The sequence below is a fragment of the Arthrobacter sp. Ha26 genome (assembly GCF_059091705.1).
The window spans coordinates 290,500-308,034 of sequence record NZ_JBNHGX010000005.1; the positions used below are offsets into that span (position 1 = coordinate 290,500).

A 17,535-nucleotide genomic window follows, 5' to 3' on the forward strand; every position below is an offset into this window, starting at 1 on the left:
GCTGCGCGCGCAAAAGAGCGTTACCTGCCACCTTCGATCTTCCTGCTGCGCTGTTCCTGGGACGTAGGGCCATAGGGATACACCCCAACGCGGGGCTGGCTGGCCTGGGTCAGCCGGTCCGATTCTTCCGGCGTCAGTTCGAGGTCTGCCGCGGCAAGGTTATCTGCCAGTTGCCCGGTGGTGCGCGCGCCAAGGATCACGGATGTCACCGCGGGCCGGTCCGCCAACCATGCCAGAGCCACCTGCGAGGCGCTCACACCATGATCAGCGGCGATTTTTTCCACTGTTCCGATGACCTCCCAGGTGCGGGGGTCGTCGTTACGGGCCCGCCATGCCTCCATACCCCGTTCCGGGTTTTCACCGAGCCTGGTAGCACCGGTGGGAGGCTCGTCACGCTTGTACTTGCCGGAGAGCCAGCCGCCGCCCAGTGGTGACCACGGCAGCAGGCCGATTTTCGCATCCAGGGAGGCCGGGACGATCTCTGACTCGATTTCGCGGACCAGCAGGCTGTACTGCGGCTGGAGGGTTACGGGGGCGCTCCAACCGTGGGCCTTGGCCAGGTGGACCGCCTTGGTGAGCTGCCAGCCCAGGAAGTTGGAGAACCCGTAGTAGGCGATCTTGCCGTTGCTGACGGAGTCGTGCAGGAAACGGAGCGTCTCCTCAAGCGGTGTTATGGGGTCCCATGCGTGCATTTGGTAGAGGTCAATCTGCTCCACCCCCAGGCGGCGAAGGGAATCATCCAACGCCCGCGTCAGGTGGCGGCGGGACGTGCCAACATCGTTCGGGGTTTCACCCATAGGGAAGCGTCCCTTTGTGGCCAGTACTATGCGGTCCTTGGCCTCGGGCCGCCGCGTGAGCCAGCGTCCGATGATTTCCTCGGATACGCCACGGCTGTAAACATCAGCGGTATCAATGAAGTTGCCGCCGGCGGCAACATAGTTGTCCAGGATGGCGTGCGACGTTTCCTCCGTGGCTTCCGCCCCGAACGTCATGGTTCCCAGAGCGTAGTTTGCAACGACGGCGCCGCTGTTTCCCAATGTGCGGTATTGCATAATGCTCCTCAGTCCTCGGTTGGGGTGGTGTTGATATGCCTCGTTGTAACGGCGCCAAGCCTCTGCGACGATGCATCGCACGGGAACCGGTTTCCTGAGGATTTACTCTGTTGACGTTACGGCACCTCGTGCGGCAATGTCAGCAGGTTTTGCTGTCCCTGCTTTTCCTAGGACGCCCCGTCCTACCATCTCTCCAGCTGGGATATGCCACGAGCATCCTCACTGCCTGGGGCTGAACCCTGCGGCGGCGTAGATTCGGTCGATAACTTTCATGTTGTTCGGCAGCGGCAGTGGCCAGATAAGCGCCTATTACCCAGTAATGTGCAAAAGAGTCCCCTGATACCGCCCGCTCTCGTCCCACTTCAGGCTGCCCCGCTCGCTGTGGGACGGCACCTTTCCGGAAGGAACGCCATGCCACCCCTCGCAGGTCCCAACGGAGAACTGACCGTCCTTAAAACCGGAGACTACGAGGCAACTATCGCCAGCGTGGGGGCCGGACTCGTGAGCCTGACCTTCCGGGGCCGGGACATCGTCCTGCCTTTCCCAACGGAGGGCCTGCCCCCGGCCTATGCAGGAAAGGTCCTTATGCCGTGGCCCAATCGAGTGGCTGGCGGCACCTACAGCTTCGGCCGCCAGCGGTATGAACTGCCGGTGAACGAGGCGGCCACCGGCAGCGCGTTGCATGGGCTGGCACTGTGGAACGCTTGGCAGGCGGAGCGCCGCTCAGCGTCCGAGGTGCTGCTCACACACCTCCTGCACGGCGAACCTGGCTATCCGTTCCAGCTTGAGCTCACGGCCCGCTACACTCTGGACGCGGAGACCGGGCTGCATATCGAGCTTGGCGCCGCTAACCGCGGCCAGGCACCTGCGCCATACGGCTGCGGGTCCCACCCCTACCTCACCGCGGGCGGGGAGGACATCGCCATCTGTGAGTTGACGTTCCGGGCCGGCAAGGTGCTCCTGACAGACGAAAAGCTCCAGCCCACCGGGCTCCGGGACGTCCCAGGCACGGAATTCGACTTTTCCGCAGCCCGGATGGTGGCTTCGCAGTCGCTGGATCACGCCTTCACGGCCCTCCCGGAAGGGACCTGGGAGGTCAGTTTGCGCAACCCCGCCCTGAAACTTTCGGCGGTGGTGGAATCAACAGGTACGGAGGCACCCTGGATGCAGCTCTATTCAGGAGAACTGCGGGACCGAAAAGGACTGGCTGTTGAACCCATGACCTGTCCGCCCAACGCCTTCAATTCCGGCCAGGACCTGGTTGTCCTTGAGCCGGGCCAGTCACACTCACTGGCCTACCGGATCCACGCCGTGGAGGGCTGACGCGGGAGATCCGGGGGTTGGGATTAGCCGCTCCCGAAGTGGAGTACGATTGTCCCGCCGACCAACAAATGAGGTCCTCGCCCGTCCGGGCTCGAGTCAACGGTTTGTCCCGGCGAAGCCTGATCCTTCCAGCTCATCCAGCCTGGGGACCCGGCAACACCAAAACTTCCAAAATCTCGTGAACACCACTGCCTGCCCCTGGCCGGCAGGTGCCTGAAAGGACTCCATGGAACTGCTGTGGGAAATCGCCGGCTGGACCGGCGCGGCGGCGATCCTTAGTGCCTACCTCGCCGTTTCCATGGGCTGGCTGAAGGCCGGCAAGGGCTTCCAGACCGCGAACCTTTTTGGCGCCGTCGCCTTCATCATCAATGGCACAGTTCACGGGGCCTGGCCTTCGGTGGTGACCAACGTTGCCTGGTTCCTCATTTCCGCCATCGCGCTGGTCCGGATGCGATCCACCAGCGGGCAGCCGGTGGTGCCCGCGGAGGATCCGCAGGTTCAATTCCCTGGCGTTCCGGACACCACCGGCCAGCTCGCCGTGGTGGAGGTCCTCACCGGTTCCGTTCACGGTGAGGCGGACGCGCACCGCCGGCCCAATGAATGCACGACGACGGCCAGGCCGGCTGGGGTGCCCTGCTGACCCTGGGCGTTGGGCCCCTCCGTGTATGCCCGGTACAGGGGATTCCACCTCTGTACCAAGTGTTGGCGCCGTGGTAATTTGACCGTCTTACCTCGCTTTCAGCGAGCGATCCAGGAGGAGGGCCAGCTCATGAGTGATACCAATTCCGCCGGAACGAATGTGGACGTCGTGGACATCCTGACCAGTGATCACCAGGACATGGTTGCACTGATCGGGCAAATCAAAAGCACGCCGGACGAGGGTGAGCGCAGGGACCTGGCGGACACGTTGATTGCTGAGGTCATGCGCCATGCTGTTGCCGAGGAAATGTACGTGTACCCCGCCATGGAGGACCACGTGCCCAACGGCAAGGACGAGGTGGAGCATGACAAGAAGGAGCACGACGATATCGTCAAGCTGATGAAGCGGCTGGAGAAGGTGGAGCCTTCGGAACAGGCTTTTATGGAGCTGGTCGATGAGCTCGAGGCACAGCTGACGCATCACGCTAACGACGAGGAATCCGAGCAGTTTCCCAAACTCCGCCTGCACATCCCCCGCGAGAAACTCGTCGACATTGGTGAAAAGGTGGAGAAAGCGAAGAAGCTGGCACCCACCAGGCCGCATCCGAGCGCACCGCATTCGGAGTTGTTCCACAAAACCCTGGGGCCGGGGGTAGGTATGGTGGACCGGATCCTGGACAAGCTCACCGGAAGGCACACTGAATCGTAGGCCGGGCGGAGAGGCAGCCCTTTCGAGGACTCAGCTGCCGGCCGAGAGAAGCCGCTGGATCTGCTCCGCCGCGTCGCTGCCGGGCACGGGGGTGTAGACCACAAGATGCAGGTCGGGCCGGTCTGAGGGTGAGACTTGGTGGTGTTCCAGCCGGAGCACGCCTACCGACGGGTGGTGGAAGAGGCGTTCGCGGGATTCGAAGCCGAGGATGTCGTACCGGTCCCAGCCTTCCTTAAACTCTGGACTCGTTTCCTTGAGCCGCTCCACCTGGTAGGCCACGTCCGGATCGCCCAGACGCTGCCCGGCTTCGGCCCGGAACTCGGCCAGGAACCGCCTGCTGGTGACGTCCCAGTCGGGGAGCAGCTCCCGGACGTACGGATCGGTGAAGACCAGCCAGAGCAGGTTCCGTTCCGGGGCGGCAACGTTCGCGATGTTCGGATAGAGCGCGGCGTAGGCCCGGTTCCAGCCCGTGACGCTCCAGTCCGGTGCCAGCGCGAAGGCGGGGTTGGGGCCTAATGCGTCGAGGAGGCGTTGGATGTGGGCGGGAGCGTCGACGGCTTCCGGGCGCGCGGTTGCCGGCGCGGAATAGCCGGCCAGCGACAGGACATACGAACGCCCGGTTTCCGAGAGGTGCAGGGTCCGGGCCACGGCCTCCAGGACTTCCCGCGAAGGCCTGATGTCCCGGCCCTGTTCAAGCCAGGTGTACCAGGTGACGCTGACCCCCGAAAGAAAGGCGACTTCCTCCCGCCGCAACCCCCGCTCGCGCCGGCGGGCTACCGGCGGCAATCCGTACTCGGACCGAAGCGCCTGGTCCCGGCGTGCGCGCAGGAAAAGGCCCAGTTCCTTGCGTTTGTCCCCGGCCTCTTTCACGGCACCTAACACTAGTACCCTGTTACTCTCACTACTAGTATCAGCACTGTCTTCCGCCCGTGCGGCGGAGACGGCAGGATCGGTAGCATGCCTCCTCTTCGTTCCCGCACTGTCACCCATGGCCGCAACATGGCCGGCGCCCGCGCACTGCTGCGCGCTTCCGGCGTCGCCAACTCGGACATCGGCAAGCCGATCATCGCCGTCGCCAATTCCTTCACCGAGTTCGTCCCAGGCCACACCCATCTGGCTCCGGTGGGCCGGATCGTCTCGGACGCGATCCTCGCCGCCGGAGCGGTGCCGCGCGAGTTCAACACCATTGCCGTGGACGACGGCATCGCCATGGGCCACAGCGGCATGCTGTACTCGCTGCCTTCCCGCGACCTGATCGCCGACTCCGTGGAGTACATGGTCAACGCACACTGCGCCGATGCACTGGTCTGCATCTCGAACTGCGACAAGATCACCCCGGGCATGCTCATGGCGGCCCTGCGCCTGAACATCCCCGTTGTGTTCGTTTCCGGGGGTCCCATGGAGGCAGGCCGTGTGACCCTGACCGACGGGTCCGTGCGCTCCTTGGACCTGGTGAACGCAATTGCCGACGCAGTGGACGAGTCCATCTCCGATGCTGACATCAACCTCATCGAAGAGAATGCCTGCCCCACCTGCGGCTCCTGCTCGGGCATGTTCACGGCCAACTCCATGAACTGCCTCGCCGAGGCCATCGGCCTGGCCCTGCCCGGCAACGGCTCCGTGCTCGCGACCCACACCGCCCGCAAGGCGCTGTACGAGAAGGCGGGCGCCACCGTCGTCGAACTCGTAAAGCGCTATTACGACGGCGACGACGACTCCGTGCTGCCGCGCTCCATCGCTACCGCGAAGGCCTTCGACAACGCCATGGCCCTGGACATCTCCATGGGCGGCTCCACCAACACCATCCTGCACCTGCTGGCCGCGGCCCAGGAGGCGGGGGTGGACTACGGACTGGCCGAGATGGACGCCAAGTCGCGCCAGGTGCCCTGCCTGGCCAAGGTGGCCCCGAACGTTGCCAAGGACAAGACCTACTACATGGAGGACGTGCACCGCGCCGGCGGCATCCCCGCCCTGCTGGGCGAGCTGAACCGCGGCGGGCTCCTGCACAAGGATGTCCATTCCGTGCACTCCGCGGACCTGGACGGCTGGCTGGACGACTGGGACATCCGCGGCGGCAAAGCCACTGAAGAAGCGAAGGCGCTGTGGCACGCAGCTCCCGGCGGCGTCCGTTCGTCCACCGCGTTCTCCCAGTCGAACGAGTGGACCTCCCTGGACACCGACGCCGCGGAAGGCTGCATCCGCGCGGTGGAGCATGCCTACTCCAAGGACGGCGGACTGGCCGTGCTCCGCGGCAACGTGGCCATCGACGGCGCCGTGGTGAAGACTGCCGGCGTGGACGAGTCCATCTGGACCTTCGAGGGCCCGGCCGTTGTGTGCGAGTCCCAGGACGAAGCCGTGGAGAAGATCCTGAACAAGGGCGTCAAGGAAGGCGACGTGGTGGTAATCCGCTACGAAGGTCCGCGCGGTGGTCCGGGCATGCAGGAAATGCTGTACCCGACGTCGTTCCTCAAGGGCCGCGGCCTGGGCAAAAAGTGCGCCCTCATTACGGACGGCCGTTTCTCCGGCGGCACCTCGGGCCTGTCGATTGGGCACATCTCGCCGGAGGCTGCGTCCGGCGGCACGATCGCCCTGGTGGAGGACGGCGACATCATCAGCATCGACATCACACGGCGCTCCCTTCAGCTGCAGGTCTCCGACGAGGTCCTCGCGGAACGCCGCGAAAAACTCCTGGTCAACGGCGGGTTTAAGCCCAAGAACCGGGACCGCCTGGTTTCCCCGGCGCTGCGTGCCTACGCCGCCATGGCACTGTCTGCCGACAAGGGTGCGGTGCGGGACGTCTCGCTGGTGGAGAACCTCGTGTAGGCTGCGCTGGAACTTACAGGAGGATGCATGCCGTACACCGTAGATTTCAAGAACGTGTCCACCGTTGGCCTGGAATCATCGCCCGTTTCTGAGGCGCTGGCGGGACTGCGCGTCAACGAGGCGCGCTACTACAAGAACAAGTACGACCACGACTTCACGGTCACGTCCGCGGAGGAGGCTCCCGAGACGGTCGAGTATGTGCACCGGATCCTCTCCGCCGAGCGCAATCTGGTCATCGCGTCCCGACCGCTCGAAGTATCTTCCTTCGAGGTGGACGGGCTGCGGATGGCGTACGTGTTCTACGAGTCCGGCCTGGCCATCAACGTGATGTACGGCCTCGAGGAGGGGGCGAAGAGGGCAGTCGGCTTCAAGCTTTCCGACGGCATGGAGGTTCCGGAGGAACTGGCGTCCAGCTTCAAGTTCGCACGACAGAAATCGAAGCTCGCCGGCACCATCCGGGGCTCGTACTTTGTGATCAAGGGCGAGTACTGATCCACTCGCTTTGTGGGGAGCGGTCTCCGGTTTTCTCGTGGCATTCCTCTGTCAGGTTGAGGTCTTGACGGTTTGCTGCAGTCTGTAAGTAAACGCCTTTTCAGCCCTATTCTGACGCTCTTTTCCTGTGCTGCCTGACGTCAGGTTGGGGTGTAACTCTGACTGACTGACGGTCACTTCTATGGCGCGAAGTGGGCGACTTCGGATGGAGGAACATGCGGTCAATCTCTCTCCCAAGCGGAAGTGGGTCTGTCCCGAAGGATTTCGGCTCCAAACTCTCAGATTCCGTCGTCGCTGCAAGTGCGACCAGTCACCTTCCTGATGGTGTCTACCTGTGCATCAATTAGTTTTCGTTCGCCGAGCTCGGCATACATCCAGAACTTGATTTGCTCGGGCGCGACGATATCGACTGTTCCACGCCGCCGGTGACCGGTCCGGTGATCCTGCGCTTCGACGGGATCACCGGGGCTAAGCAACAGCAGAATCTCCAGTTCTTCCGGCCCCATCTCACAACGAGCTCGGTCTTAGCCGAACAGCACAGCGGCTTCGTCGTACCGCTTCTTCGGGACGGTTTTGAGCTGGCCGAGGGCTTCCTGGAAGCCGACGTGCTGGATCTCGGTGCCTTTGAGGGCGACCATGGTGCCCCAGTAGCCTTCCACCACGGAGTCGATGGCGGCCATGCCCAGCCGGGTGGCGAGGACGCGGTCGAAGGCGGACGGTACGCCGCCGCGCTGGATGTGGCCGAGGATGGTGGCGCGGGTTTCGATGCCGGTGCGGGCTTCGAGTTCCGGGGCGAGCTGGTCGGCGATGCCGCCCAGGCGGGGCCGGCCAAAGGGGTCCAGGCCTCGTTCGGAATGGGCCTCATTCAAATGTTCGGGAACGAAGCCCTCGGCGACAACGACCAGGGGTGCGCGGCCGCGGGCGTGGGCTTCCTTCACCCATTGGGTGATCTGGTCGATGCTGACCTTCTGCTCTGGGATGAGGATTGCGTGGGCGCCTGCGGCCATGCCGGCGTGCAACGCGATCCAGCCAACGTGCCGGCCCATGACTTCGGCGATCATGCAGCGGTGGTGTGATTCGCCGGTGGTGCGGAGCCGGTCAATGGCTTCCGTAGCGATCTGCACGGCGGTGTCGAAACCGAACGTATAGTCCGTGGCGTCGAGGTCGTTGTCCACTGTCTTGGGCACGCCCACGATCTTCAGCCCGGCGTCGGTCAGACGCTTGGCAGCAGCCAGGGTTCCCTCACCGCCGATGGCGATAATGGCATCAATGCCCAGGCGGTCCATGTGGGCTTTGATGACCTCGGGCCCGCCGCCGTTTTCAAAGGGGTTGGTGCGGGAGGTGCCAAGGATGGTGCCGCCCTGCTTGGCGATACCGCGGACCATGGTGCGGGGAATGTCGATGATGTCGCCCTCCACAACGCCGCGCCAGCCGTCAAGGAAACCCACGAACTCGTGGCCGTGAATGGCGAGGCCTTTCAGTACGGCGCCGCGGATGACCGCATTCAGTCCGGGGCAGTCGCCACCGCTGGTAAGGATTCCAATTCTCATAGTTCTTTGAGAGCCGTTCTTTTAACTGTGGTTGTTTCCGTTAATTGGCCTGGAGCTCGAGCGTGTTGTTTTGCCGTTGGCTCATGTGCAGTACTGTGCCTACGATGCCTGCTTCATTGCGGAAGACCGCGGGGACGATAGGGGTGCGGAGCTTTAGGCCTGGGAGATACTCGCTGGCGCGTACCGAAATCCCGCCGCCGACGATGAAGAGCTCTGGGGAGAACAGGAATTCCAGGTGAGAGAAGTAGCGCTGCAACTTGGCGCCGTACTCCGCCCAGGACAGGCCGTCCCGCTCACGAGCCACAGCAGAAGCTTTAGACTCCGCCTCGAATCCGTCGATTTCCAGGTGTCCAAGCTCGGCGTTCGGGATTAGTCTGCCGTCGAAGATGAAGGCTGAGCCTATCCCTGTGCCCAAGGTAATGATCAACACGGTGCCTGCTACGCCATGACCGGCGCCGTATTGTGCTTCAGCGAGGCCGGCAGCGTCGGCGTCGTTAATGACTTTTACAGGCCGCTTCAGCCGGGCTGTCAGCAGTGAGTCGATATCCGTGCCCAGCCAGGCGCTGTCCAGGTTGGCAGCGGAGTGCACTACACCGTGTTGGATGATGCCAGGAAATGTAACACCGAGCGGCGATGCGGGCTCCGGCGAGTTGGGGCATGCCGAAAGCTCTTTCACGACAAGTGCCACTGCCTCGGCGACGGCGTCCGGGCTGGCGGGGCGGGGAGTGGGTACGCAAATGGTTTCACAAAGAACCGCGCCGGTCCGTGGGTCAACGATGCTTCCCTTGATCCCCGTGCCACCAATGTCGATGCCGATTAGAGGAGCGTTGCCTTGGAGCGTTCTTCCCAATGTGGCTCCGCCGTTGCTTGGCAGGTGTGGCGGCACGCCGGTGGTTGCAGTCGAAGGTGGCGTCATCATGTTTCCTTTGCATGGGCATGGAGGTCATGTCGGGGATGCTCAGTTCCCGGCGGGATCGGGACGTCGAACTTTCAAACTCGACGACCAGCAAGCCGATGGGTTCAGGGACGGGCGCTCTGGGAAGTCCTGTGCCCCGCGGTGTCAGTGCTGATCACCTGGAGATGCCTCCCCGGCGCCCGTGCGCCGGGGAGGCATCCTTGTCTCGTCAAGCTAGTTTGGAGCCAAGCAGTGGCGGCTCCGAGCGGGGCACGGAATCTGCTTCGAGCAAGAGGGGCTGAGGCAGTCCGGGGTGTAACAACAGGCACTGTCAGTGGCTAGTACCGGACCGCCATATCAACCAACTTGGTCCTTGTGATTGCTGCATCACATGTGTTATAGATCAGCCATACGGTGGTGTTGGGAGGGAGCATCCCGGTTGTAATGGGTCCGCTGCTCAGAGCCACGGTCCCTTCGGGCAGCGGTACGGGATGCTCAGTGAAGTTTGTGATGGATTGCCAGCCTTCGTGACGGGCGAAGTGAAGCACGCCGTCAGGGCTACTGACCCAGTCCAAGTCTTCCTTTATTTGCAGTTGTTCGCGCAGGTCCAGCGCTTTGCGGTACAGGGCGAGGGTGGAGTTTTCTGCAGTGTCCTGGATTTGCACGCTGTAGTCCCGGAACCAGTCCGGCTGGGGGAGGTGGCTTGGACCGGGTCCGAAACCGAAGGAACGGCCGGCCGGTGTCCAGGGGATGGGTACGCGGCATCCGTCCCGGCCAACGTCGATGCCTGGCTTCCGGCGGAATACGGGGTCCTGGCGCGCTTCGTCGGGGATTTCCGCTACTTCGTGCAGGCCGAGTTCCTCGCCCTGGTACAGGTAGGCGGAACCGGGTAAGGCGAGCATGAGCAGGGTTGCTGCCTTGGCCCGCTGCAGGCCCAGGGCGCGGTTCAAGTCGTTTTCCGTCCCGCCGTTTACCAGCCAGTTCCGTCCGGCTTCGGTTGGGCTTTGAGTGCCCTTGGGGGTGATCCCGTAGCGTGTGGCGTGCCGGATGACGTCGTGGTTGGAGAGCACCCATGTGGATGAGGCTCCTGACTCCTGGGCCAGGCGAAGGTTTGCGGTGATGATGGTGCTGAACTGTTCGGCGCTCCATTCGGCTTCGAGCAGGTCGAAGTTGAAAGCTTGGCCCAGACCTTCGGGACTGGCGTATTTTGCGCGTTGGGTTGGGTGGACCATCGCCTCTGCGACGGCAGAGCGTGGTGGCTGGTACTCGTTGAAGAGTTTCCTCCACTGCGCGTAGATCTCGTGGACTTCTTCACGGTCCCAGAATGGGTGTTTGCCTTCGAGCAGGTCGCCCATCTGGCCAAGATCGGACCAGGGTGCGAGGGGGTATGTCATGTCTTTAGCGATTCCGTGGGCGACATCTATCCGGAATCCGTCGGCGCCGCGGTCAGCCCAGAAGCGCAGGGTTTTTAGGAAGTCCTCCCGGACTTCTTGGTTGTGCCAGTTAAGGTCGGGTTGTTCGGGTGCGAAGAGGTGGAGGTACCACTGACCGTCCGGGACGCGTTCCCATGCGCTGCCGCCGAACACCGATTCCCAGTCCGAGGGCGGTTCTGCACCATCGGGGCCGTTTCCGTCATGGAAGATGTAGCGGTCGCGGGCAGGGGAGCCTTTCGGTGCAGCCAGGGCTTCCTGGAACCATTCGTGCCGGTTGGAGCTGTGGTTGGGCACAATGTCGACGATCAGTTTGATCCCGGCGTCGTGGAGGGCGGCGCACATCTCATCAAAGTCTTCGAGCGTTCCCAACTTGGGATCGACGTTGCGGTAATCGTCAACGTCGTAGCCGCCGTCGGCCAGGGCTGACGGGTAGAAGGGGCTGAGCCAGACGGCGTCGATGCCGAGGGCTTTGAGGTATGGGACGCGGGAGGTGATGCCGGCGAGGTCACCGATGCCGTCTCCGTTGGAGTCGGCGAAACTGCGGGGGTAAATCTGGTAGACGGCTGCTTGTCGCCACCAGTTCGGGTCAGACATTTTGTCCCTTTGGGCCAGGTCTAGGAGGGAATTGGTGCGGTTCAAAGGACAACCTTTCGGATGAGCGGGTTCTCGGTGCGGGTGATGTCGGGAGTGCCTGGGGTAGTCAGGATGGCGTGAAGGTCCATCCCCTCAGATTTGGTCGGTGTTTGGATGCCGGGGAGCCGGAGCCATTGCACTGAAGGCCCGGAAGCCGTGAAGGTCAGGTCGCCGCCGCTACGGACGGTCTTTAGGGTGCCCCATGCCCAGCAGCTGGTGAGCGGTGTCGTTGCCCCCTCGGGGTGAAGGAGGGAGGCTTTGATCCGTACCTCGCTGAAAGCGGCCCGTGATGCAACTACCAGGACGCTAGCTTCGGTGTCCTCACGGATGAAGGCAAGAGCATCACGGTCCGCGTGGAGCCATCGCAGTGATCCGGTGCGTAGTGCGGTGTGCTTCTGACGCAGTTGTGCAAGACGGGTGATGTCTTCCCTGAGGTCGTGGGGAATTCGTTGGGGATCATCCCAGGGTATGGGCGTTCGGGCGTCTTCCCCGTTGATGCCGGCCAGTCCGAATTCATCGCCTGCGAAGAGGGTGGGGACACCGGGCAAGCTGAACATCAGACCGAGGCTGATGGTCTGCCCGCCGGGAATGAGAACGGTCGTGGCCCGTGCGGTGTCATGGGTGTTCGCGGCGTTCATGTTTTGAGTGCGGACCCGCCAGGGAAGGGGTGCGGTGAAGGTCCGGTATGTTTCTACGAATTCCTGAGCCGTCGCTGGGGGAGGCGAAGGCATGGGGGCGCCGAAGAAGTTTGTATTGGTTTCACCGTTGGTAAGCCATTGCCAGAGCGGGCGGGTGAAATTGGAGTACGTCATGGCCCCATGCCACGTGTCACCTTTGAAATCCAGGCCGGTGTCGTTGGTGCTTTCTGCCAGGAGGGCGGCATCGGGATTCACTTTACGCACCGTGTCCATTACGAGGCTGGCTATTTCATGGTTCATATCGTCCGCGCCGTGCCGGCCCGTCATGTTCCCGACGTCGATTCTCCAGCCGTCCAGGTTGAAGGGGGGTTTGAGCCAGTGTTGAAGGACGGAAGTTTCGCCGCTGATGAGGCGGCGCCTCAGTTCGGATGATTGCCAGTTGAATTTGGGCAGGCTGGGGACGCCAAGCCAGCAGGCATAGTTTGTGTGATCGGAGGAGAAGTAGTAGAAGCCAGCTTCCGGCGACAGTGGATCTTTTGCCGCTTGTTTGAACCATTGATGGCTGGAACCTGAGTGGTTCAGCGTTAGGTCTCCAATGACTTTCAGCCCTCGTGCGTGGGCGGCTTTTGTGAGCCGGATCAGCGCTTCGTCTCCGCCCAGGGCCGGGTCGACGCTGGTGAAGGTTGCCGCGTCGTACCTGTGATTCGACGTGGCGGGGAAGAAGGGTGTGAGGTACAGGACTGTCGCGCCAAGGCGCTGGATGTGGTCGAGTTTCCCGGTGATGCCGTCCAGGTCTCCACCAAAGAACTGGCGGGCGGTGGCGGGTCCGGTGGGTTCTACTGCCTGGTTCCACGCACAGGGCAGGGCCCAGGCAGGAACCGGACGCTCGTCTGCAGCTTTCGATCGGGCGTACCGGTCAGGGAAGATCTGGTAGATCACCGAGTGCGCCAGCCAGGCCGGCGCAGGAGCGTGGCACACAAGGCGGTAGTCGTGGTGGTCGGGGGTGTCCTGGTCGTGGAGGCCTTCGGCGTTTAGCCACTGCCACCGGGGCGTTGCTGTGCTGTGAGGTTGGATGAGAAAGCGGTATTTGAGTTCGGCGTTGGTTACTTCAAGGGTTGCCTCCCACCAGGTCCAGGTTTCTCCATATGGGTTATTCCCGTCTGTGCTGAGGGGGTTGCAGGGTGTGAACCGCGGCTCCCCGTCATGCATTGACCGAAGGAACACCTGCTGCGGTTCTCCGTAGCCTGCGGGGACCCGGAGCCTGATCTGCACGGTGCTGCCGATCGAGGGTGTGGGGTCGGAGATGTAGAGGGTCGACCCATCGTGGTGGGGGACTTCGTAGGTCATGGCTGCTGGATCTCTTTGTGGCTACTTGACGGACCCGGCGGACAGGCCGCTGACAATGTACTTCTGCAGGTACAGGAACAGGGCCATCACCGGGGTGGCGGCGATGACGGCTCCGGCGGCGAAAACACCCCAGTTCTCGGAACGCTGCTGGCTGACGAAGGAGTAGAGGCCGACCGCCAGGGTTTGGGAGTCTGGGTCGCTCAGCACGATGCTGGCGATCACGAATTCACTGCTGAGTCCTATGAATGCGAGCAGGCCCACCACTGCCAGGATTGGCGTGACCAGGGGAAGGATGATGGTGAAAAAGATCTGGACATGCGATGCCCCGTCGATGCGAGCGGCTTCGTCAAGGGAGACCGGGACGGTGTTAAAGAAGCCGTACATCAGGTAGGTGTTCACGCCGAGCGCGCCACCGAGGTAGACCATGATCAGGCCAAGCTGGCTCCCGAGCCCCAGCCACGGAACGATGTCCGTTATTGCGTTCAGAAGCAGGAAGATGGCTACTACCGCGAGGAGTTGGGGGAACATCTGCAGGATCAGGAGGCTGAGCAGGCTCAGCCGGCGGCCCTTAAAGCGCATCCGGCTGAATGCGTAAGCGGCAAGGGCTCCCAGGAAAACCGTCGCCGCTGACGTTACGACGCCGATGACCATCGTGTTGAGGAACCATTTCCCGAACGGCCGGTTTGGGTCGTTGAGCAGCTCTTCGAAGTTTCCCAAGTCCACCTTGCTGAAAAGCACATTTGATCCGGCCATGGTGCCCGTGGAGTTCAGGGCGGCAGAGAGTACGTACAGCAGTGGGAAGACGGCGAAAATCGTCGTGATAACTGCTACCGCATGGCGCCACCCTTTGTGGCGCAGCCACTGACCGAAGCTGTTGCGCCGTTTCTGCCCGGCCGGGCGGGGCTTTCGTGCTTGGCTGTGCCCAATGTTCTGGGACTGTTCGTGCTCTGTCGGGGTCAACATGGTCATTAGTGGATCTCTTCCAGTGTCTTGGTCTGCCGAAAGCTGATCGCGGAGATCACGGCTATGACGACGAAGATGATGATGGATAGGGCGCTTGCCAGTCCGTAGTCGCGTCCAACTCCAGTGCCGAACGCGACTTGGTACACCATGGTGATCAGGATGTCGGTGGCACCAATGTCCGCTGTGGTGCCCGGCAGTCGGGGACCACCGTCGGTGAGCATGTAGATGACGTTGAAGTTGTTGAAGTTGAAGGCAAAGCTGGAGATCAGCAGCGGCGCGACGGAGACCAGCAGCAGGGGCAGCTTGATCGCGGTGAAGAGGCGCCAGGGGGAGGCCCCGTCCATTCTGGCTGCTTCGTTGACTTCCTCGGGCAGGGACTGCAGCGCCCCGGTGCACACGAGGAACATGTAGGGGAACCCAAGCCATAGGTTGACGACAAGGACGCTGATTTTGGCCAGGACGGGGTCCGTCAGCCAGGGTATGTCGGCTCCGCCAAAGAAGGTGTTGTTGATGTAGCCGAATTCCGGGTTGAGCAGGCCTGACCAGACGAGCCCGGCAAGGAAGGCAGGGAACGCGTAGGGCAGGATCATCAGGACACGGTAAATGCGTTTTCCCTTGAGGTCAGCCAAATTGAAAGCGTTGGCGAGGAAGAGCCCCAGAACGAAGGTGGAAAGTACTGACAGGGCGGCGAAGGCAAACGTCCATGCGACGACGTGCAGGAGAGGCCCTCGGAGGTTTTCGTCGGAGGCTACCTTGGTGAAATTGGCGAATCCAACATCGATTTTCCAGCCGGTGCTCAGTTGTTCCCCTTCTGCCGAAATGAAGGCTCCTTTGCCCGTGTCTGTGTACACCGTTCCGGTTTCCAAATCGGTGAACGTGTCAGAATCCTCGTTGTAGGTCAACGTGGATTTGTACAGGTAGGCCGTTGAACCGTCGCTGGTCTTGAGTGTCCCGTCCTCCGGATCCTCTGACACCGGAATTGTCAGGTCCAGGACGTCGCTTTGCTGGGCAAGGATGTCCTGGAATGCAAGGGTGCGGTAACCCTCCAGCGCAGTAGCTTTGCCGGTCCCGTCCTTGCTTGCCGATACCTCGGAAAGTGGCTGATCCGGGCTGCCCAGTTCGGCTTCTCCATCCGGGCCTGTAGCGAGCATGTAAAGTTCGCTGTCCTTTTCAAGGATGGACACCCGGTAGGCCGGCGACTCCGGTATCCGCTTCTGGGCACCTAGCTGGATGGCCGTGATCGCATCTTCTTTGCTGCTGTTGTGTCCGTCGCCGTAGTTGGTGAACGCGATGTATCCGCTGTAGACCATGACGAAGACCTGGAAGATGAGCAGGAACACGACCCCGGGGGTCAGGTACTTTGCCGGGAGGGCACCCTTTCTGAGGTAGATCCAGTTGATGAGCAGGGTCACGGCCGTGGACAGGGCAAGAATTAGCCACTTTTCCTGCATGAACAGGACTATCAGGACGTAAACGGCGAAGGCATCGACCAGTCCAAGCAGGATGATCTTGGCCAGGACTCCACGAACGGAATCCGAAGATGGTGAGGTGAACATGCTTCGGCCCGGTGTGAAGGCGGTTCGGGGGCGTCTTGTCGTGCGCATGAGATGTGGCTTTCCTTTACGGCGGACAGGAACTGTGGAGAGGGGACCTGACCTGTAGGGGAGTGCTGCAGGCCGGCAGGGATGCCGCCGGCCTGCAGCACGGTGGTGCGTACTGCTTTTGCTTAGCTGCCGATCTTCTTCTGAATGTTGGCGACCATGGCCGGCCACGCAGTTCCGGGATCGGCCTCTCCCTTGATGAGAGCCAGCTCCGTGGCGCCCCAGTCTGCCCACACCGCCTGCATTTCCGGTACGGCCGGCATGGGTGCCCCGTTTGCCCCGATTGACCCGAATGCCTTCACGACCGGATCCGAAGCGGCTTTCTCAAAGGAGCTCTTCAGTGCCGGCGGGCGTCCGCCGACACTGAAGAGGGCATCCTGGGCTTTCTCGGAACTGAGGTAGTTGACGACGAATTCATTGGCTGCCAGGGCATTGGCGCTGCGCGCGGAAATGAAGAAGCCGTTGACAGTGATGAACGGCTGAGCAGCCTTGTCGCCCGTGGTTGGCAGTTTGTCCACGGCCAAGTCAATTCCGGCTGCTTTGATGTCCGGGACGTACCACGGGCCGGACAGGAAGTAGGGCGAGAGCCCTGCGCTGAACTTTTCCTTGGCAATGTCTCCGGTGATGTTCGAGTTCAAGACGCGTGAACCTTTGTCGCCCCACTGGCTCAGCTTCTTGGCGAACTCGACACCGTTGGGTTCGCCCAGAAGAAGCTTCGACGCATCGTAGCTTCCGTCTGCGTTTTGGGCGAAGACCGGCACCCCCATGGAGGTCTGGAGCGGGTACAGGTGGTAGGGGTCGCCCTGCTTGGGGTCCAGTCCGACCAGGAAGGAGTAATCGGCTTTTCCGGCATCAACCAGCGCCTGGCCATTTGCGATGACTTCCTCGAACGTCCCGGCTTCTTGGGGAACGAGGGCCTTGTTGCGCAGCAGCCCAATGTTCTCAATGGCGTACGGGAGGCCGTAAACATTGCCTGAGTAAGTCATTGCTTTGATGGCCGAATCCTGGAACTCACGTGCCTTGTCCCCGAGCTGAATTGGTGCAACTACACCGTTCTGGACCAGGGTTCCGATCCAGTCATGCGGGCCGACAATGAGATCGGGACCCTTCCCTGTGGGGACCTGAGTGATGAAGTCGTCACGGACGGCGGCGAATTCCTTCACTGCCAGTTTCACTTCGATACCTGTGTCTTTCTGGAAGGTCGCGACAATGTCCTTCAAAGCGGGGGCACGTTCAGCGTCAACCCACATGGTGAGCGTGGTTGCACCTGCCTTGGTCAGGTCAGAGGGAGCTGCGGACGTGTTCTCTCCGCTTGGAGCACCTGCCCCGCAGGCTGTAAGGGCGAGAATGCCGACCGAAAGCGCTGCTGTGCCCAGGAGCTGTCGTCGCGTCGGGGTGGTGCTGTTGATATTCACGGATTGCCTTTCTGAATTTACT

General features: G+C 62.1%; 15 protein-coding genes. 5 read left to right on the forward strand and 10 right to left on the reverse strand.

Annotated elements, in window-relative coordinates:
* Positions 1 to 20: 20 nt before the first annotated feature.
* A complete protein-coding gene (locus AC5RVY_RS14050) occupies positions 21 to 1,052 on the reverse strand; it encodes an aldo/keto reductase (protein ID WP_493955319.1) in 1,032 nt (343 codons plus the stop codon).
* Positions 1,053 to 1,463: 411 nt separating this feature from the next.
* Here AC5RVY_RS14050 and AC5RVY_RS14055 point away from each other — a divergent pair, with 411 nt between their 5' ends.
* From AC5RVY_RS14055 to AC5RVY_RS14065, 3 genes are all read left to right on the forward strand, one after another.
* Complete coding sequence (locus AC5RVY_RS14055) at positions 1,464 to 2,375, forward strand: aldose-1-epimerase (RefSeq protein ID WP_493955320.1); 912 nt, start codon at positions 1,464 to 1,466, stop codon at positions 2,373 to 2,375.
* Between the two features lie 226 nt (positions 2,376 to 2,601).
* A complete protein-coding gene (locus tag AC5RVY_RS14060; RefSeq protein WP_493955321.1) occupies positions 2,602 to 3,015 on the forward strand; it encodes a CBU_0592 family membrane protein in 414 nt (137 codons plus the stop codon).
* A 129-nt stretch (positions 3,016 to 3,144) separates the two neighbouring features.
* Positions 3,145 to 3,723, forward strand: a complete 579-nt coding sequence (locus AC5RVY_RS14065) for a hemerythrin domain-containing protein (RefSeq protein ID WP_493955322.1) — start codon at positions 3,145 to 3,147, stop codon at positions 3,721 to 3,723.
* 30 nt (positions 3,724 to 3,753) lie between these two features.
* On the opposite strand, the gene AC5RVY_RS14070 is transcribed toward AC5RVY_RS14065, so the two are convergent.
* Positions 3,754 to 4,593, reverse strand: a complete 840-nt coding sequence (locus AC5RVY_RS14070; protein WP_493955323.1) for a helix-turn-helix transcriptional regulator — start codon at positions 4,591 to 4,593, stop codon at positions 3,754 to 3,756.
* Between the two features lie 87 nt (positions 4,594 to 4,680).
* On the opposite strand from AC5RVY_RS14070, the gene ilvD reads away from it, so the two are divergent.
* The gene (gene ilvD, locus AC5RVY_RS14075; RefSeq protein WP_493955324.1) at positions 4,681 to 6,546 is read left to right on the forward strand and encodes a dihydroxy-acid dehydratase; all 1,866 of its coding nucleotides are present in this window, start codon (positions 4,681 to 4,683) and stop codon (positions 6,544 to 6,546) included.
* A gap of 27 nt (positions 6,547 to 6,573) precedes the next feature.
* Positions 6,574 to 7,038: a DUF8821 family protein gene (locus AC5RVY_RS14080; protein WP_493955325.1), complete on the forward strand. Its 465-nt coding sequence runs from the start codon at positions 6,574 to 6,576 to the stop codon at positions 7,036 to 7,038.
* 278 nt (positions 7,039 to 7,316) lie between these two features.
* On the opposite strand, the gene AC5RVY_RS14085 is transcribed toward AC5RVY_RS14080, so the two are convergent.
* The 8 genes from AC5RVY_RS14085 to AC5RVY_RS14120 all read right to left on the reverse strand — a co-directional run bounded on the left by AC5RVY_RS14085 (position 7,317) and on the right by AC5RVY_RS14120 (position 17,513).
* Positions 7,317 to 7,544: a hypothetical protein gene (locus tag AC5RVY_RS14085; protein ID WP_493955326.1), complete on the reverse strand. Its 228-nt coding sequence runs from the start codon at positions 7,542 to 7,544 to the stop codon at positions 7,317 to 7,319.
* 18 nt (positions 7,545 to 7,562) lie between these two features.
* Entirely contained in the window at positions 7,563 to 8,588 is a 1,026-nt protein-coding gene (locus tag AC5RVY_RS14090; protein ID WP_493955327.1) for an ATP-dependent 6-phosphofructokinase, read from the reverse strand.
* A gap of 40 nt (positions 8,589 to 8,628) precedes the next feature.
* On the reverse strand, positions 8,629 to 9,507 hold the full coding sequence (ppgK, locus tag AC5RVY_RS14095; RefSeq protein WP_493955328.1) for a polyphosphate--glucose phosphotransferase: 879 nt from the start codon (positions 9,505 to 9,507) through the stop codon (positions 8,629 to 8,631).
* Positions 9,508 to 9,821: 314 nt separating this feature from the next.
* Positions 9,822 to 11,510 carry a glycoside hydrolase family 13 protein gene (locus tag AC5RVY_RS14100; protein ID WP_493955329.1) on the reverse strand — a complete coding sequence of 563 codons (1,689 nt, stop codon included), beginning with the start codon at positions 11,508 to 11,510 and terminating at the stop codon, positions 9,822 to 9,824.
* A gap of 41 nt (positions 11,511 to 11,551) precedes the next feature.
* On the reverse strand, positions 11,552 to 13,534 hold the full coding sequence (locus AC5RVY_RS14105; RefSeq protein ID WP_493955330.1) for a glycoside hydrolase family 13 protein: 1,983 nt from the start codon (positions 13,532 to 13,534) through the stop codon (positions 11,552 to 11,554).
* Positions 13,535 to 13,555: 21 nt separating this feature from the next.
* Positions 13,556 to 14,497: a sugar ABC transporter permease gene (locus AC5RVY_RS14110; RefSeq protein WP_493955331.1), complete on the reverse strand. Its 942-nt coding sequence runs from the start codon at positions 14,495 to 14,497 to the stop codon at positions 13,556 to 13,558.
* A gap of 5 nt (positions 14,498 to 14,502) precedes the next feature.
* Positions 14,503 to 16,053 carry an ABC transporter permease subunit gene (locus AC5RVY_RS14115; RefSeq protein WP_493955332.1) on the reverse strand — a complete coding sequence of 517 codons (1,551 nt, stop codon included), beginning with the start codon at positions 16,051 to 16,053 and terminating at the stop codon, positions 14,503 to 14,505.
* A gap of 170 nt (positions 16,054 to 16,223) precedes the next feature.
* On the reverse strand, positions 16,224 to 17,513 hold the full coding sequence (locus tag AC5RVY_RS14120; RefSeq protein ID WP_493955333.1) for a sugar ABC transporter substrate-binding protein: 1,290 nt from the start codon (positions 17,511 to 17,513) through the stop codon (positions 16,224 to 16,226).
* Positions 17,514 to 17,535 lie beyond the last annotated feature (22 nt).

Excerpts from the sequence above, each read along its gene's own strand:
- ilvD (WP_493955324.1), top strand. The coding sequence starts at position 4,681 with ATGCCTCCTCTTCGTTCCCGCACTGTCACCCATGGCCGCAACATGGCC.
- AC5RVY_RS14105 (WP_493955330.1), bottom strand. The coding sequence starts at position 13,534 with ATGACCTACGAAGTCCCCCACCACGATGGGTCGACCCTCTACATCTCC.
- AC5RVY_RS14065 (WP_493955322.1), top strand. The coding sequence starts at position 3,145 with ATGAGTGATACCAATTCCGCCGGAACGAATGTGGACGTCGTGGACATC.
- ppgK (WP_493955328.1), bottom strand. The coding sequence starts at position 9,507 with ATGATGACGCCACCTTCGACTGCAACCACCGGCGTGCCGCCACACCTG.
- AC5RVY_RS14060 (WP_493955321.1), top strand. The coding sequence starts at position 2,602 with ATGGAACTGCTGTGGGAAATCGCCGGCTGGACCGGCGCGGCGGCGATC.
- AC5RVY_RS14090 (WP_493955327.1), bottom strand. The coding sequence starts at position 8,588 with ATGAGAATTGGAATCCTTACCAGCGGTGGCGACTGCCCCGGACTGAAT.
- AC5RVY_RS14080 (WP_493955325.1), top strand. The coding sequence starts at position 6,574 with ATGCCGTACACCGTAGATTTCAAGAACGTGTCCACCGTTGGCCTGGAA.
- AC5RVY_RS14055 (WP_493955320.1), top strand. The coding sequence starts at position 1,464 with ATGCCACCCCTCGCAGGTCCCAACGGAGAACTGACCGTCCTTAAAACC.
- AC5RVY_RS14100 (WP_493955329.1), bottom strand. The coding sequence starts at position 11,510 with ATGTCTGACCCGAACTGGTGGCGACAAGCAGCCGTCTACCAGATTTAC.
- AC5RVY_RS14115 (WP_493955332.1), bottom strand. The coding sequence starts at position 16,053 with ATGTTCACCTCACCATCTTCGGATTCCGTTCGTGGAGTCCTGGCCAAG.
- AC5RVY_RS14085 (WP_493955326.1), bottom strand. The coding sequence starts at position 7,544 with ATGGGGCCGGAAGAACTGGAGATTCTGCTGTTGCTTAGCCCCGGTGAT.
- AC5RVY_RS14050 (WP_493955319.1), bottom strand. The coding sequence starts at position 1,052 with ATGCAATACCGCACATTGGGAAACAGCGGCGCCGTCGTTGCAAACTAC.
- AC5RVY_RS14110 (WP_493955331.1), bottom strand. The coding sequence starts at position 14,497 with ATGTTGACCCCGACAGAGCACGAACAGTCCCAGAACATTGGGCACAGC.